Raw genomic sequence first — 15,671 nt, forward strand, 5'->3', positions numbered from 1 at the left:
ACAGATCGCTGATTGTACAGCTAAAAGCGGCGAGTGGACAAAGCTTGAAAATACTAAATTCACCATTCCTTCAAATTCCGGTGACCTTATCCTCTACATTGAGACTCCTGAGAGCTCAGGTGACCTCTGCGACTTCTTCGTAGACGCAGTTCAGGTATCCAAGTCCGGCAAGTCTTCGTCTGTAGTAACAGGTCAGGGCAAGGTTGGTGACACAACTACAGGTGGCGGCTCAACTGGCGGCGGTTCTACAACTGGCGGTGGTTCTACAACTGGCGGTGGAAGCAGCAGCGGCAGCTATACAGGTGTTCGCGCACATCAGAATCTTGACTATACATACACTAAGGGCGGTGACGGCTTCAAGGATTATATGGGACCGTACTTCCGTCTCGGTACTTCTGTAAGCGGTAACGAAATCGGCAATTCACAGGCTCAGCAGTTCATCAAGAAGAACTACAACTCAGTAACCTGTGAGAACGAAATGAAGCCTGATTCAATTGTTGCAGGTGTAAACGGAGATAATGTAAATATCAGCCTTAATGCTGCAAGCAATATCCTTAAGTTCGCTGAGCAGAACGGCATCGGTGTTCGTGGTCATACCTTCGTATGGTACAGCCAGACTCCGGGTTCACTGTTCCAGGATAACGGCGGTACTGTTTCCAAGGACAGAATGAACAAGCGTCTTGAGAGCATGATAAAGAACACATTCAGCGCTCTTAAGAGTCAGTTCCCGAACCTCAAGCTTCATTCTTATGACGTATGTAACGAACTCTTCGTTAACGACGGTGGCGGAATGAGACCTGCTTCAAATTCCAACTGGGTAAGAGTATATGGCGAAGGCAACTCTGAGTTCGTTGTAAACGCATTCAAGTATGCAAGACAGTATGCTCCTTCGGATTGTAAGCTTTATCTTAACGATTATAACGAATACATGAGCGCTAAGACAAACGACCTTGTAAATATGGCTAAGACAGTCATGAAGGAAGGCGACTATATCGATGGTATCGGTATGCAGGCTCACCTTGATTCCAAGTATCCTTCAGCAAGCGAGTTTGAGACAGCACTCAAGAAGTTCGCAGCTCTCGGTCTCGACGTTCAGATCACAGAGCTTGATATCACAAACAGCACAGGTTCCAACGGAACACTTTATCCTCAGATTTTTGAGGTTGCTATGAAGAATGCTGCTAACATCTCAACCCTTACTCTTTGGGGTACAACAGATGAGAGAAGCTGGAGAGCTAACCAGAATGGTGGTTCACCGCTTCCGTTCAGCAACTATCAGGCTAAGTCATTCTATAAAGATATTATAGCTCTGGCAAGCAAGATCGATCCACCCGATCCTAATTATGGTGTAGTTACAACTACAACTACTACCACAACAACTACAACAACTACAACAACTGTTACAACAACAAGCACGACCACACAGGATCCTAAGTCGGCTCTCGACTCTAAGGTTTCCAAGTGGGGTGACGCTAACTGTGATAACGGTATTGATATGGGCGATGCAGTACTCATCATGCAGGCACTTGCTAACCCCAACAAGTACAAACTCACAGATCAGGGCAAGTACAATGCTGATGTTTATGAGGCTGGCAGCGGCATCACAACAAACGATGCTTATTCTATCCAGAAGTTCCTCCTCGGACTTACAACAAAGCTTCCCGAGAGCTACTCAGACAATATAGCATCAGTTGTTACAGATGCTCCCAAGACTACTACTACAACAGCTAAGGAAGAGACAACAACAACTACTACAACTACAAAGCCTGCTGCAAAGACTATTTTCAAGAGCTCCTTTGATTCGAGCACAGATAGCTGGTCAGGCAGAGGAAATGCTTCTGTAGATGTAAGCTCAGACAGCTTCTATTCAGGTAAGTCACTTTATGTTTCCGGCAGATCAGCCGAGTGGAACGGTGCTGCATACAGCCTCGGCTCAGATTTCGTAGCTGGTCAGACATATAGCTTCAGCGCTGCTGTTCTTCAGCAGTCTGGAAAGGACGCTACATTCCAGCTCTCACTCCAGCAGGGTGACGGCAACTCAGCAGTTTATACACCTATCGCCAAGGCAACTTGTAAGGACGGCGTATGGACAAAGCTTGAGAATACATCATTCACTATCCCTGACAACTCAGGCGATATGCTCCTCTATGTAGAGACTATCGAGAGCTCAGGCGATACAATGAACTTCTATCTTGATGAAGTACTTGCAGGTACTGAGGGCGTTCAGTCATCAGTTGAGACAGGCAAGGGCACAGTCGGTGAGCCTCCTAAGAGCAGCGGCGGTCAGGTTGATCCTACCAAGAAGCTCTGCGCTATCTCGTTCGACGACGGTGCATCAGCTCAGAGCACAAATGATCCTGGTTACAGAATCATCAATGCTCTTATCAAGAACAACATGACAGCTACATTCTTCAACGTAGGTAGCTGGATCAAGACAAATCAGCAGATTCAGTATGAGTATGAGAACGGCATGGAAGTTGCTAACCACACTCAGTCACATCCTCACCTCGGTTCAATGGGTTCATCTCAGATTAGAAGCGAGTGGGAGCAGTGCAACAGCAAGCTCAAGAGCATTATTGGCACTGAGCCTTCACACCTCATGAGATTACCTTATCTCGAGAGCAACGGAACAGTTCAGTCAGCACTTTACGATGTACCGCTTATCAGCTGTGCAATCGACACAGAGGACTGGAACAATGCTTCTAAGGATGCTATCGTAAACAAGATCAAGCAGGCTGCACAGAACGGTTCACTTGAGGGTGCTATCGTACTCTGCCACGAGAACTACCAGACAACAGCAGCAGCTATGGAGGAAGTTCTTCCTTGGCTCGCTCAGAATGGTTACCAGAACGTAAACATCTCTGATATGGCAGCAGCTCACGGCAAGACTCTTGCAGGCGGTCAGGTTCATACAAGAGCATAATCCGCTATTGGGAATAAAAAATCGTGCCGGTCGCAGTATCGGTGGCCGGCACACTAATTAAGATTTCTCCAAATTTTAATATCCCCTGAAAGGCAGTCGGTGAAAATCGGCTGTCTTTTCATTTTTACAGAAAAAATGATATAATATATGTGACCATGTCATACTCCGATACGTGTCTATAGTGAAAGGAGCTGATGGATATGCAAAAATGCGGCTGCGCTCGCGAGGCGGTCGAAAGATACGGCGATATGCTGTATAGGATATGCCTGCTTTCGCTTGGGAATACTGCTGACGCAGAGGATGCTGTGCAGGAGACATTTATAAAATACGTGCAGAAGTCTCCTGATTTCAGCAGCGGCGAGCATGAAAAAGCATGGCTTATCACTGTAGCTACAAATAAATGCCGTGATATGCTGAGATATCGTACAAGGCACAAGACCGAAAGTGAGGAACTCCTCCTCGGTTATGCTATAGAGAAAGAGGACAGCGGGATACTTGACGCTCTTATGGAGCTTCCAGAAAAGTACAAAACTCCGCTCATGCTCTTTTATATAGAAGGTTACAAGGTGGACGAGACAGCAGATATCATGGGAATAAGCCTTTCGGCAGCAAAAATGCGCCTGTCAAGGGGCAGAAAGCTGCTGGAAGAAAAATACAGAAAGGAGTATATGTAATATGGATAAAAAGCTTAAAATAGCGGCAGATAAGATAAAAATGCCCGAGGACATGAAGGCGCGTATCATCAATGCCTGCGAAGCTGCGGAGAAGAAAAGACCTGATACCAGTGATAACGACGGCTATATCGATGTTGTAAGCTCATCAGAGCGCGTAAATCCGGGAAGCCATATAATCAGGACTATCAGCACTGTAGCAGCCTGCGCAGTTCTTGTAGGCGGACTTGGTGCTGCGGGAGTATTTCTCCACAATCAGCGCAGCGCTCATATACCCGGCGCTGGGATGATAGATGAACCAGAGTGCAAAAGTTTAACATTCGTTGATTTCAGTACATTCGAGTACAGATTTGACGCAGGCGACGGCAAATACGGCAAATACACAGCCGAGACCTACGCAAAGCTTTCGGATTTCCTCAATAAGTTCGACTGGGGCGCCCCTGTGGAGAAACCTGAGGGAAGAGACATAGATGCTGACGTTGAGGAACCGGTATACGATATCAGGTGGACAAGAGGCAATACCCCGCCGGTCGAGTGTGATCTTCATATTGCAAACGACGGCTATGTGTCCTATCAGGAGAGTATGATGGACTTTGAGACAGGTGGTCAGATGCCTCTCACCGAGAACAGTAAGTGGTATAAGGTAGACTTTGACGCCTTTGACAGAGGAGTACAGGCGATACTTGCCGAGGAAACAACAGAATCACCTTTTACAGACATACTTAATACTGCATTTGGTGCATTTCCATTTAATAATTTCGGTCTTTATGAAACAACAAATGAAAAGATTGAAAAGATGATCGAAATCTACAACTCGCAGATGTGGACTGAGTGCGACTGTCCTGATAAATTCATTGATTTTGATTTTACTGAACCAAGCAGGGATTATTTTACTGTTTTATGTGGAACGGGAGATAATATAACGTATCTCATGACAACTTATGATGGTTATACCTGCGTTTATAGCGAAAAACTTATCAATGAAGAAGCAGATCCTGAAAAGAGCGACAAGAAATATTATAACTGCAATGATACAGGATTTGGCGAAAAGCTTTTGGAAGTGTATGATTATGTAGGAAACGATAATGTTGAAGAAGGCGCACAGGATATGGCAGATTATAACAGGATCGTCGATTTCTTTAACAGTTACGATAGCGGAGCTCTTGTTGTCTGGTGCGATGAAAATGGCGGCTGGAATAAACAAGACCTTGATAATGATCAGTTTCTGACGGTGAAGAATTATTTCAGCGAGCATGAGGTCAAGGATATCGTTCCAAACACATTCGGACGGCTCGAAGGGAAAAAATGGAATGATGAATTCGGATTTTCACAGATACAGCTCTATGACAGTGAGAAACAGGAGCATACTATACTGTATATTTCAAAGGACAGCAGCCTGATCGCTGTTAAGAGATCTTCTAACAGTGCAATGGAAGAAAATGTAACCTTATACAGCGCAGAAGGACTTGAAGCTTTACAGTTTATACGTAATTTTGCATAATAAACAAAAAACCGCACATCATAAGATGTGCGGTCTGCTTTTACCTTAATGCATACAGCTTTTTGAAGTCCGTAGGCGTGCAGTGCTTTATCTCCTTGAAGATACGGTTGAAGGTGGTCAGGCTCTTGAAGCCGGAACGCATTGCCACCTCCGTGATCGGTATGCTCGGGTCGAGCAGGAGAAGCTCCGCCGCCTTGGTACGCCGTGCGTTTATGTACTGCAAATATGACATAGCGTTATATTGCTTGAAGATACGCGAGAAATGGTACTTGCTGTAGCCAGCTACGTCGGCAAGCTGTTCCAGCGTGATATCGTACATATAGTTATTGTCGATATATTTCAGTACGGTACCGAACTTTTCGCTGTACTCGTCGATCTTTTCGTCGTCGCAGTCCATGACAATCTTCTGCTGCTCCAACTGGTACTCTCTCAGAGCCATGAAGAGCTCTATCACCTTGACGTATATCTTGACGTCTGCAAGCTCCGACTTGGAGTTGTAGAGCGAAAGTATATCGAGCATGGTCTTTTTCGCCAGAACGTGCAGCTCCTTATCCATATCTGCGCATATAAGCACAGGAGCGTTAAGGGAGCGCATTACCGGTTCAAGAGCCGATATTTCGCCGAGGATACTGTTGTCGCACTGGAAAATGATACGCCGTCCCGGAATAGCGGGCATACTGTGAAGCTCGCAGGGCGGGACGATGAGAACATCGTTTTCGGGGATCGGATAGTCTATCCCGTTTACAGTAACAGTATATTCATTCTTCAAAGGCATGATAAGCTCGACCGCATTATGCCAGTGTACAGGATACTCTTCGGTCTGAACGTTATCGTACAGCATGGCATATTTTTGAGTGTCATACTCAACAGTTTCAAATTCACCCGAAAGATGTTTTATCATTTTAATACCCCCCCTCTGAGCATTGATCAGAGGTTATGACCAAATATTGCTGTCTTTATGCTTGTGCTGTGTTTTTGTACTAATACCATTATAACCTGTATTTCGTGTTTTGTAAATGCTTTTTGTACAACTTTGTGAAAACTATACAAATAGACTAACCAAAATTTGCGCAATATAGATGTACAAACAGATAAAAAATTACATTAAAATTACATTAAAATTACAGCATAACGACAAAAATCCCCTGACGACCGCATATCGTCAGGGGATAAATAATCATGCAAAATATATTACAGTTCAGGTGTATCGGGATCGGTAGTATAATCTGAATAATCAGTGCCATAATTCGGATACTCCTGGTAGTAATCTGCCGATGTATCTGTTGCAGTTTCAGCTTTGACTTCAGCTTCACTGTTCTGTGGAGTTGCTGCCTTTCCGCCAAGGAATCCAGCGAGCAGAGCTCTGATGTCAACGCCAGTAGCAGCTGTAAGACCGTCAGTGATCTTTGTGGTAGAACCGATGATGTCGCCTACAAGTCTGCTGGAGTTGCCGTCGCCATACATTGTGATCTTGTCAACATTGGCAAGAGGTGTAGCAGCATTCTTTACGACCTCGGGCAGAGCCTTGAAGTACATTTCAAGCACAGCAGCCTCGCCGTACTTCTTCATAGCCTCAGCCTTAGCATTGATACCCTCAGCCTCAGCAAGTCCCTTAGCGCGGATAGCGTCCGCTTCAGCCTTACCTACAGCAGCGATACCCTCAGCCTCCTGCATCTTAGCGAATTTCTGAGCTTCAGCCTCAGCTTTCTGAGCCTCAGCCTCCTGCTCACGCTGGAAACGGTCAGCTTCAGCCTTTTTCTTGAACTGGTAGAGTCTTGCGTCAGCCTCCTGCTGAGCCTTGTAGCGGTCAGCCTCGGCTTTCTTCTTGATTTGAGCATCGAGAGCCTTTTCAGTTACCTCTGCCTCGCGAGCCTTGAGCTCAACGTCCTTTTCGGAAGCGGCGATGTTAGCGTTAGCCTTTGATACCTCAATGGACTTACGCTGTTCCTCTCTCTGGATCTCGTAAGCAGCGTCTGCAATAGCAAGCTGAGTATCAGCCTCCTTCTTGAGTTCTGCCTGACGGATAGCAAGCTCGTTATTTTTCTGAGCAATCTCTGTTTCAGCGAGTATCTTAGCGTCATTGGCTTCTTTTTTAGCCTGAGCCTTGGCAATCTCAATCTCCTTTTCAGACTCAGCGCGTGCGATAGCAGCTTTCTTCTGAATCTTTGTGGTGTTGTCGATACCGAGATTCTCAATAAGGTTCTGGTCGTCTGTGAAGTTCTGAACATTGAAGGAAACTATTTCAAGTCCCATTCTATTTAGGTCGGGAGCAGCGTTCTCCTGAACCTTTTCAGCAAATGCCTTGCGGTCATTGACCATAGCCTCAAGTGACATCTGACCAACGATCTCACGCATATTACCTTCAAGTACCTCTCTTGCGACTTTTGCAACATAAGCGGTGTCTTTGTTAAGGAAGTTCTCAGCACCGAGCTTTATGAGCATCGGATCGCTGCTTACCTTAACGTTTACGTTTGCGTCAACGTTAATGTTGATATAGTCAGCTGTAGGAACAGCGCTTGAAGTCTTTACGTCAACAGCAATGAGCTGGAGTTTCAGTTTATCTACACGCTCAAAGAACGGGATACGAATACTTGCTTTACCGATTATGATCTTCTTTCTGAGACCAGAGATTATGTAAGCTGTATCCGGCGGAGCCTTGATGTAGCCGGTGAAAATAATAATGAGAAGGACGATGATACCGATTCCGATTGGAATGATTGCGCCCAAGTTGATGTCCTCTGTCATAAGAGCCATCATGTTGAAATTGTTTAACATATAAACCTCCATATCATAGTAAATGTGCTTATGCGGAGCACCAAACTACAGCAGCTGACGTGTTTCAACTGCATGATGTTATTATATATGATTTTTACTTATTTGTCAATACACTACAAAAAATACACTTCGTATAAGAGTAATATTGTTTTTATGCATAATGCACAGAAGAATGCATCTCAGTTACAAGTTCATATGAACCGCATATACAGTTTCAGGAACCTGCGAGCTCAAAAATACTTGTTTTTATCCTCTTTGGCTAATTATTACAGTTTGATTACAGTTTTTTATATGCCTTGACTTTGAAAATATTCCCTATTATAATAGTTCCATATTCTACGAAAGGACGGTGAACACCATGACAATGTTCAAAAGCTTTTATAAGATGCCAAAATTTAATACTATTGAAAACAAGCATGGAGTTTGCCCGAAATGTTCAGCCAAGTGCTGAGTTTTTGCGTATACAGAGCATTATGCACTCCTACGGGGGTGCTTTTTTGTTGCGTTCGGGCAGACCTGGAAAGGAAAGAGTATGATAGAATTAAACGGAAAATACAATTCTGCAAAGGTCTTTACAGATATTATTGAGCAGGACGCTATCGCTCAGATAATAGCCTTTTGCAGCCAGTCTGTCAGCGCAGGTTCAAGGATAAGGATAATGCCAGATGTTCATGCAGGTGCAGGCTGTACTATAGGCACTACCATGACGATAACGGATAAGGTCATCCCAAATCTGGTCGGTGTGGATATCGGCTGCGGAATGGAGACTGTAAGACTTAAGGAAAAGCATATCGAGCTTCAAAAGCTTGACAAGCTAATTTATGAGAGGATTCCCTCTGGCTTTGCGATACGTGAAAAGTCTCACCGCTATACCGAAAGGATCAACCTTGCAGAGCTTTTCTGCATTGAGCATATAGACCCTCTTCGCGCAGAGAAGAGCGTCGGAACTCTCGGTGGTGGAAACCACTTTATCGAAGCCGACAAAGGTGAGGACGGAAGTATATATATAGTTATCCACTCGGGTTCACGTCATCTTGGTGTAGAGGTGGCAAGGTACTACCAGAATGAGGCTTACAGGCGGCTCAACAGGAGTTCTGATAAGGAAGAGGCTGAGCTTATCGAACGTCTCAAGGCGGAGGGAAAGCAGAAGCAGATACAGTCCGAACTGAAAAAGCTGAACAATACTAAGACCACTAACGTTCCCAAGCACCTTGCCTACTGTGAGGATGAGCTTTTTGAGCAGTATATTCACGATATGAAGATAGTACAGCAGTTCGCTATGCTGAATCGTCAAGCGATGATGGACGAGCTAATAAAGGGTATGCACCTCCATGTTGAGGAGCAGTTTACGACGATACATAACTACATCGACACAGAGACAATGATACTCAGGAAGGGGGCAGTGTCCGCGCAGACTGGGGAGAAGCTTCTTATACCAATAAATATGCGTGATGGAAGCCTTATCTGCACAGGTAAGGGCAATCCCGACTGGAACTTTTCAGCGCCACATGGCGCAGGTAGGCTTATGTCGCGTTCACAGGCGAAGCAGAACTTCACAGTTTCTGAGTACAAAAAGCAGATGAACGGCATATATACGACATCTGTCAACGCGCAGACGCTTGACGAGTGCCCCATGGCTTATAAATCAATGAAAGACATAGTGGACAATATCTGCGATACGGTTGAAATAAACGAGGTCATCAAGCCAATATATAATTTCAAGGCGGGTGATGAGTAAACAACGTCGGGATGTCCCTTGGGTATTCTTACAATAACTTGATTTACAGGAGAATTAATGGATATACAAATACTTTCAAATTCACATAAAAAATGGAGAGACGTCGCTACTTTTGCTGAAAAGTGTTCCTGGAGGGGAGGCAAGTATCTCGCAGAGTTAATGAAAAGCAATTCATTCAATGACTGGGAGCGTGTTTTTGCCGCCTTTGATGGCGATAAGATTATAGGATTCTGTACACTTACTGAAAAGGACGAGCTTGAGTCGAAATACCCATATAAGCCACTGATAGGTTTTGTATTTGTTGACGAAGCTTTTAGAGGTAGGAGAATATCCGAAAAGATGATATGCAAAGTAGGTGAATATTCCAAAAGCATCGGATTTGCCAAGATCTATATTATGAGCAGCGAAAAAGACTTGTACGAAAAGTACGATTTTGTCTTCGTTGGAGACTATGATACTATATATGGTGATAAAGAACATCTTTTCGTAAAAGAAATCTGAATGGAGAGAATTATGGATAAATTTGTATCATACGATAAAATGAGCAAAAAGGATAAAAAGAAGGTGGACTCTTCAAAGAGAGGAAGCTGGAACGGCGTTGACCCAGCCACAAAGGTGGTGGATACAGACAAAAGGCGCTACAGGCGTAAGCCTAAGCATCCAAAAAGCTACGAAGAATAACTGTCACAATGCACAGCCTCAGGACTGTGCATTTGTTTATATTACCATATTGAAATCGCGTTGACATTGTAGCGTAAACAGGATATAATTTTATTAACAGCAATTGGCAAGGGGGAGTTTTTATGAAATTTATACATTTGTCCGACCTCCACCTCGGAAAGAGACTTAATGAATTTTCATTGATCGGGGATCAGGAGCATATCCTGAATGAGATATGTTCTGTTATTGAGAACGAGAGCCCCGATCTTGTTATAATAGCAGGTGACATATATGATAAGCCGGTGCCTTCTGCGGAAGCGGTGCGCCTTTTTGATAATTTTCTTACAAGAGTATCCGGAATGACTGGGCATGTCTTTGCCATAAGCGGAAATCACGATTCTGCGGAGCGTATCGCTTTCGGCAGTCATATCATGGAAAAGAGTGGCATACATTTATCGCCAGTATACAGCGGTAAAATTGCGCCCACTGTGCTTAGGGACGAGTACGGTGAGTTGTGCGTCTATATGCTGCCATTTATAAAGCCAGTGACGGTTAGAAGTTTTTTTTCAGACACTTCTGTGGAAAGCTACACCGACGCAATAAATGCGGCAATAGAAGCAATGGACATAGATTTTTCCAAGCGTAATATCCTTATTACGCACCAGTTTGTAACTGGAGCGCAAAAGAGTGACTCCGAGGAGATATCTGTAGGTGGCAGCGACAACGTTGACAGTTCCGCTTTTGACGGCTTCGACTACGTTGCTCTCGGACATATCCACGGACCTCAGAACGTAGGCAGCGATCGAATACGCTACTGCGGAACGCCACTGAAATACTCGTTTTCCGAGGTAAAGCAGGTGAAGTCTGTGACGGTGGGAGAGATAGGCGAAAAGAGAAGCCTTTCCATTAAAACTGTGCCACTTGTGCCGCTGCGTGATATGCGTGAGATTCGCGGAAGCTTTGAGCAAGTAATATCGAAGGAGTTCAGCGGTAGTGGAAATACAGAGGACTATCTTCGCGTTGTTCTCACCGATGAGGAAGAGATTCCCGAAGTTATGGGAAAGCTCCGCACGGTATATCCAAATATAATGATCGTAGAGTACGACAATCGCCGCACAAGGAGTGCTCATGACAGTATTGAGGCAGCAGAGGCTGAAAATAAACAGCCTATCGAGCTTTTTGAGGAGTTCTACAGGTTCAGCAACGGCGGAGATATGTCTGAGCCCCAGCGCCAGCTGATGCAGTCGCTTATCGAAAGGATATGGGAGGGAGAACAATGAGACCGATAAGACTTGAAATATCTGGTTTTGGCCCTTATTCTGGACTGACGATACTTGACCTCGAAGTACTCGGTGATAAGGGACTTTATCTCATAACCGGAGATACAGGTGCAGGTAAGACAACTATATTTGATGCCATAACCTATGCTCTCTATGGCAGTGCCAGCGGAGAGAACCGCGACGATGACAGTATGCTCAGGTCGAAGTACGCCTCACTTGATACTCCCACTTATGTGGAGCTCATATTCGACTACGCAGGCAAGCGCTATAAAATAAAGCGCAATCCTGCTTATGAGCGGCAGGCAAAGAGGGGCGGAGGAGTTGCTCAGCAGCCTGCAAGCTCGGAATTCACCTATCCAGACGGCAGAGTATTATCAGGTAAAAGAGAGGTGGATACAGCTGTTGCTGATGTCGTCGGACTCACGGAGAAGCAGTTCAAGCAGATAGCCATGATAGCTCAGGGCGATTTCATGAAGCTCATAACTGAGGACACCTCTCAGCGCCGTGAGATACTAAGGCATATTTTCAGCACCAAAAACTATCAGACCCTACAGGAAGCTCTCAGGCAGGAGTGCGGAGCCCTTAAAAGCGAGTGTGACAGCCGGCGCGAGGGACTGAAGCAGTATGTCAGCGGCATAGTATGCGGAGAAGAGGATGAATATGCAGAGGAGGTCGCAAGACTCAAGGAGGAGCTCCCTCTAGTGGAGTATATCAGAGAGACGGTAAACAAGCTCATGACACGTGACAGGGCTCAATCCGAGGTGTATACCCATGAGGGGGAGGAGCTGGACGAGAGGCTAGCTGAGGTGAATGGACGAATATCCAAAGCAGAGGAAAAGGCAAAGCTTACTGCTGAGAGGGAACGTGCTTCAAGACAGCTCATCGACCTTAGGGAGCGTTGCAGATTATTTGAGGAAAGCTTTGAAAAGTTGAAGGCACGTCAGCCGGAGATTGAAAGGCTGAGGGGAGAGATAGCCTCACTTGAAGCTGAAATGCCGCAGTACGCAAAGGCAGCTGAGCTGGAAAGGCAGCTTTCGGAAATAAAGGAGAGCCTTTCCGCGGTATCGGCGGAGCTTGACAAGGGAGTAGTCGAAAAGAACGAACGCGAGAAGAAGCGTATATCCATGAAAAAGGAACTTGCTACCCTTGAGGGGACGGCGGAGAACAAGGCTCAGCTCACAGCGGAAAAAAGTGAGCTGGTTCGCAGAGCCTCCGAACTTTACGACCTAGCGAAGCTACTCGGTGATTATGAGAGCAACTGCATAAAGGTAAGGGAGCAGAACGCAGAGTATAAGGAATATCAGGCTGAACACGACAGCCTTGTGAAAAAGTGCGAGGCGCTTACTGGGGAGATATACATCTTGAAAAAGCGGCGCTCCGAGATAGAGGGCAGCGAAGCGGAAAAAGAAAAGTTGCTGAGAAGCCTTGAAGGGCTGGAGAAGCGTTCTGCCGAGCTTAAAGCGCTTTCGGAGGACATAAAGGAATGTGAAAAGCGATTCAGTCAGCGCGATGAAGCCTCGAAGCTCTACAGTGAGGCAGCAGACAAGGTAAAGCGCCTTTCCGAAAGGTACGAGCAGGGCTACAGAGCCTTCCTCGATGATAGAGCTGGAGTGCTTGCAGAGAGCCTTAAGGACGGGGAGCCATGTCCAGTGTGCGGTTCACGGGAGCACCCTTCGCCTGCGAAAAAACAGGTGGGAGCTCCGACGGAGCACGAGCTTGAAGTAGTGAAGAAGGAGCTCGAAAAGGCTCGCCAAGCTGCTGAAAGGAACAGCACCGAAGCCTCTACTGTTAAGGCAAAAGCAGATGAGCTGGAAAAGTCACTTACTGTAAGGCTTTCTGGGCTCCTCGGTTGCGGTATAGCTGAGGGGGCAGAGTACTGCGGCAGAGAGATGGAGGACTGCCGTGCACAGCTTAGTAAGGTCTCGAAAAAGCTTACTGAGACAGAAAAGCTCATTTCTGAAAAGGAAAGGCTAACTGCTGAGATATTGTCAAAAGAGAAGCAGGAAGCCGGCACTATGGCAGCAGTATCCGAGTCAGACACGGAGCTTGCAAAGTTCAGGAGCAAATGCGATACCTCCGAGGGAATGCTGAAGCAGCTCCGTGCGGCAGCAGAAAAAGGCATAGAGGATATCATCGGTGACTGTCTCTTTGAAAATGCCCGTGACAGCATAGTTTCTGAGAGACTTGCCCTCACGGCTCGTAGGGCAGGGATAGAGGCGCAGCTTTCAGCGGAACAGGAAAGGGCTGCCCGAAAAGCCGTGCTGGAAAAGGCTCTGCCCGAGCTTGAAGACGAGATAAACGGACTGAATGAGAGGCTTACTGAGCTGACCGCTAAGAAGGCGGCTTCGGACAGCAGGCTCACTGAGATAGGTGTGCAGCTTATGGAGATGCGCAGCGGTCTTCGCTTTGAGAGCGGTGAGAACGCTGCTATATGCGTTGTATCGCTACAAAAGAAGTGTGCGGAGATAAAATCTGCTTATGAAACGGCTGAAAAAGCGCTCAACGAGTGTGAAAAGGAAATCTCCGGATTGTCAGGAAGACTGGATCAGCTGAATTTGCAGATTGAGGATCATGCCGATATAGACGGTGAAAAGGCGACAACTGAAAGGTCACGGCTAACAGCAGAAAAGACTCAGATCATGGCTAAGCTTAGGCAGTTGCATACAAGGCTTGAGGTGAACGGCACCGCTCTTGAAAACATAACGAACGGCTCCGAGAAGCTCATGGAGCTCGAAGCGCAGTATGCATTGGTGAAAAATCTGTCAGATACCGCCAACGGAAAGCTGTCGGAGCAGAGCAAATTCATGCTGGAGACCTATATACAGACATCGTATTTTGACAGGATAATCCGTCGCGCGAATCAGCGCCTGACCGTTATGACAGACGGACAGTACACTCTTGCAAGACGGACGGAATATGAGGAGAAGCGCACACAAGTCGGACTTGAACTTGACGTCATTGACCATTATAACGGCTCAGTCAGGAGCGTAAAGACACTTTCGGGCGGAGAATCATTCAAGGCATCCCTTTCGCTGGCGCTTGGACTTTCCGATGAGATACAGTGCTCCGCAGGAGGCATAAGGCTTGATACCATGTTTGTGGACGAGGGCTTTGGCTCTCTTGACGAGAATTCCATAGAGCAGGCTATGCGTGCCCTTGCAGGACTATCCGACGGCAATCGCCTTGTGGGTATAATTTCCCATGTACAGGCGCTGAAACAGCGTATCGACAAGCAGATAGTAGTCACCAAGGACAAGGATGGCGGAAGCCGTGCAGAATTAATAGTCTAAAAAGTCCGCAGTTTTTATAACTGCGGGCTTTTTACAATGACTGGTTTGTGCATAATGTCTAAATCGTGTGCAAAATAAATTCATCAAAGCCCTGTTTTATGGCTACTGAAAAGCGCGATTCTGTTATTTCTTACAAAAATATGGCTATTGCGGCTCTGTTTGTTGATTTTTTCCTTACGAAATGATATAATTATATTGTTGAATTCATTTTTTGGTAAAAATTAGGAATGCAGAAAATGAGACATGGAGTGATAACAGAATGAAAATGACAAGTTGTCCCGAGAAGCATTATTATGATGCTGATAAATACGAGACCTGTCCCTACTGCTTAGAAGAAAAACGAGCAGCAGAGAGTGGTAAAGCTCCCAAGAAAGCAAAGATAGTAAAGGTAAGGGCTGTAAAGGCGCATCACCCTGTTGAAGCAGAAGTAAAGCTAGCAGAAGCAAAGCCCGTGAAAAAGCCTGTCGAAAATAAGCCTGAATCTCCAAAGATGGAGGAAAAGCTGGAAGCAAAAATGCCCGAGCTCTCCAATAAGGAAGTTAAGGCAGAGGAGAAGAAGCTTGAGCCTTACAATAAGGAGGAAAAGCCGGAAGTAAAAATGCCAGAGCTCCCAAATAAGGATGTGAAAGCAGAGGATAAGAAGCCGGAGTCTCCAAAAAAGGAAGTCAAGACTGAGGAAAAGAAGTCCGAGCCTCCAAAAAAGGAAGTTAAGACTGAGGAAAAGAAGTCCGAGCCTCCAAAAAAGGAAGTCAAGACTGAGGAAAAGAAGTCCGAGCCTCCAAAAAAGGAAGTTAAGACTGAGGAAAAGAAGTCCGAGCCTCCAAAAAAGGAAG

At 45.8% G+C, this 15,671-nt stretch carries 10 protein-coding genes and 1 pseudogene; 9 read left to right on the forward strand and 2 right to left on the reverse strand.

Annotation, left to right across the window (positions count from 1 at the left end):
- The 3 genes from J6U00_RS06765 to J6U00_RS06775 all read left to right on the forward strand — a co-directional run.
- On the forward strand, positions 1 to 2,923 hold a 2,923-nt coding region (locus J6U00_RS06765), incomplete at its 5' end, for an endo-1,4-beta-xylanase (RefSeq protein ID WP_296580417.1).
- 200 nt (positions 2,924 to 3,123) lie between these two features.
- Complete coding sequence (locus tag J6U00_RS06770; RefSeq protein WP_296580419.1) at positions 3,124 to 3,597, forward strand: RNA polymerase sigma factor; 474 nt, start codon at positions 3,124 to 3,126, stop codon at positions 3,595 to 3,597.
- A 1-nt stretch (position 3,598) separates the two neighbouring features.
- On the forward strand, positions 3,599 to 5,095 hold the full coding sequence (locus J6U00_RS06775) for a hypothetical protein (RefSeq protein ID WP_296580422.1): 1,497 nt from the start codon (positions 3,599 to 3,601) through the stop codon (positions 5,093 to 5,095).
- A gap of 40 nt (positions 5,096 to 5,135) precedes the next feature.
- Here the strand turns inward: J6U00_RS06775 and J6U00_RS06780 are convergent, their stop codons facing one another.
- Both J6U00_RS06780 and J6U00_RS06785 read right to left on the reverse strand, forming a co-directional pair.
- On the reverse strand, positions 5,136 to 5,996 hold the full coding sequence (locus tag J6U00_RS06780; protein ID WP_296580425.1) for an AraC family transcriptional regulator: 861 nt from the start codon (positions 5,994 to 5,996) through the stop codon (positions 5,136 to 5,138).
- Between the two features lie 290 nt (positions 5,997 to 6,286).
- Entirely contained in the window at positions 6,287 to 7,870 is a 1,584-nt protein-coding gene (locus J6U00_RS06785; protein ID WP_296580427.1) for an SPFH domain-containing protein, read from the reverse strand.
- A 532-nt stretch (positions 7,871 to 8,402) separates the two neighbouring features.
- Here J6U00_RS06785 and J6U00_RS06790 point away from each other — a divergent pair.
- From J6U00_RS06790 to J6U00_RS06815, 6 genes and pseudogenes are all read left to right on the forward strand, one after another.
- Complete coding sequence (locus J6U00_RS06790; protein ID WP_296580429.1) at positions 8,403 to 9,608, forward strand: RtcB family protein; 1,206 nt, start codon at positions 8,403 to 8,405, stop codon at positions 9,606 to 9,608.
- 57 nt (positions 9,609 to 9,665) lie between these two features.
- On the forward strand, positions 9,666 to 10,109 hold the full coding sequence (locus tag J6U00_RS06795; protein ID WP_296580431.1) for a GNAT family N-acetyltransferase: 444 nt from the start codon (positions 9,666 to 9,668) through the stop codon (positions 10,107 to 10,109).
- Between the two features lie 12 nt (positions 10,110 to 10,121).
- On the forward strand, positions 10,122 to 10,289 hold the full coding sequence (locus tag J6U00_RS06800; RefSeq protein ID WP_296580433.1) for a hypothetical protein: 168 nt from the start codon (positions 10,122 to 10,124) through the stop codon (positions 10,287 to 10,289).
- Between the two features lie 122 nt (positions 10,290 to 10,411).
- A complete protein-coding gene (locus tag J6U00_RS06805; RefSeq protein ID WP_296580435.1) occupies positions 10,412 to 11,548 on the forward strand; it encodes an exonuclease SbcCD subunit D in 1,137 nt (378 codons plus the stop codon).
- Entirely contained in the window at positions 11,545 to 14,838 is a 3,294-nt protein-coding gene (locus J6U00_RS06810) for an SMC family ATPase (RefSeq protein WP_296580437.1), read from the forward strand. Before J6U00_RS06805 ends, J6U00_RS06810 begins: the two co-directional genes overlap by 4 nt.
- Positions 14,839 to 15,097: 259 nt before the next feature.
- A pseudogene (locus tag J6U00_RS06815) lies at positions 15,098 to 15,671 on the forward strand (hypothetical protein); the annotation flags it as partial.

Origin of the sequence: Ruminococcus sp., from assembly GCF_017650195.1 — a bacterium.
GTDB lineage: Bacteria > Bacillota > Clostridia > Oscillospirales > Ruminococcaceae > Ruminococcus.

What these genes read in the sequence shown, in the direction of transcription:
- J6U00_RS06805 (WP_296580435.1), top strand. Translation starts at nt 10,412, where the DNA reads ATGAAATTTATACATTTGTCCGACCTCCACCTCGGAAAGAGACTTAAT.
- J6U00_RS06780 (WP_296580425.1), bottom strand. Translation starts at nt 5,996, where the DNA reads ATGATAAAACATCTTTCGGGTGAATTTGAAACTGTTGAGTATGACACT.
- J6U00_RS06790 (WP_296580429.1), top strand. Translation starts at nt 8,403, where the DNA reads ATGATAGAATTAAACGGAAAATACAATTCTGCAAAGGTCTTTACAGAT.
- J6U00_RS06770 (WP_296580419.1), top strand. Translation starts at nt 3,124, where the DNA reads ATGCAAAAATGCGGCTGCGCTCGCGAGGCGGTCGAAAGATACGGCGAT.
- J6U00_RS06775 (WP_296580422.1), top strand. Translation starts at nt 3,599, where the DNA reads ATGGATAAAAAGCTTAAAATAGCGGCAGATAAGATAAAAATGCCCGAG.
- J6U00_RS06800 (WP_296580433.1), top strand. Translation starts at nt 10,122, where the DNA reads ATGGATAAATTTGTATCATACGATAAAATGAGCAAAAAGGATAAAAAG.
- J6U00_RS06785 (WP_296580427.1), bottom strand. Translation starts at nt 7,870, where the DNA reads ATGTTAAACAATTTCAACATGATGGCTCTTATGACAGAGGACATCAAC.
- J6U00_RS06810 (WP_296580437.1), top strand. Translation starts at nt 11,545, where the DNA reads ATGAGACCGATAAGACTTGAAATATCTGGTTTTGGCCCTTATTCTGGA.
- J6U00_RS06795 (WP_296580431.1), top strand. Translation starts at nt 9,666, where the DNA reads ATGGATATACAAATACTTTCAAATTCACATAAAAAATGGAGAGACGTC.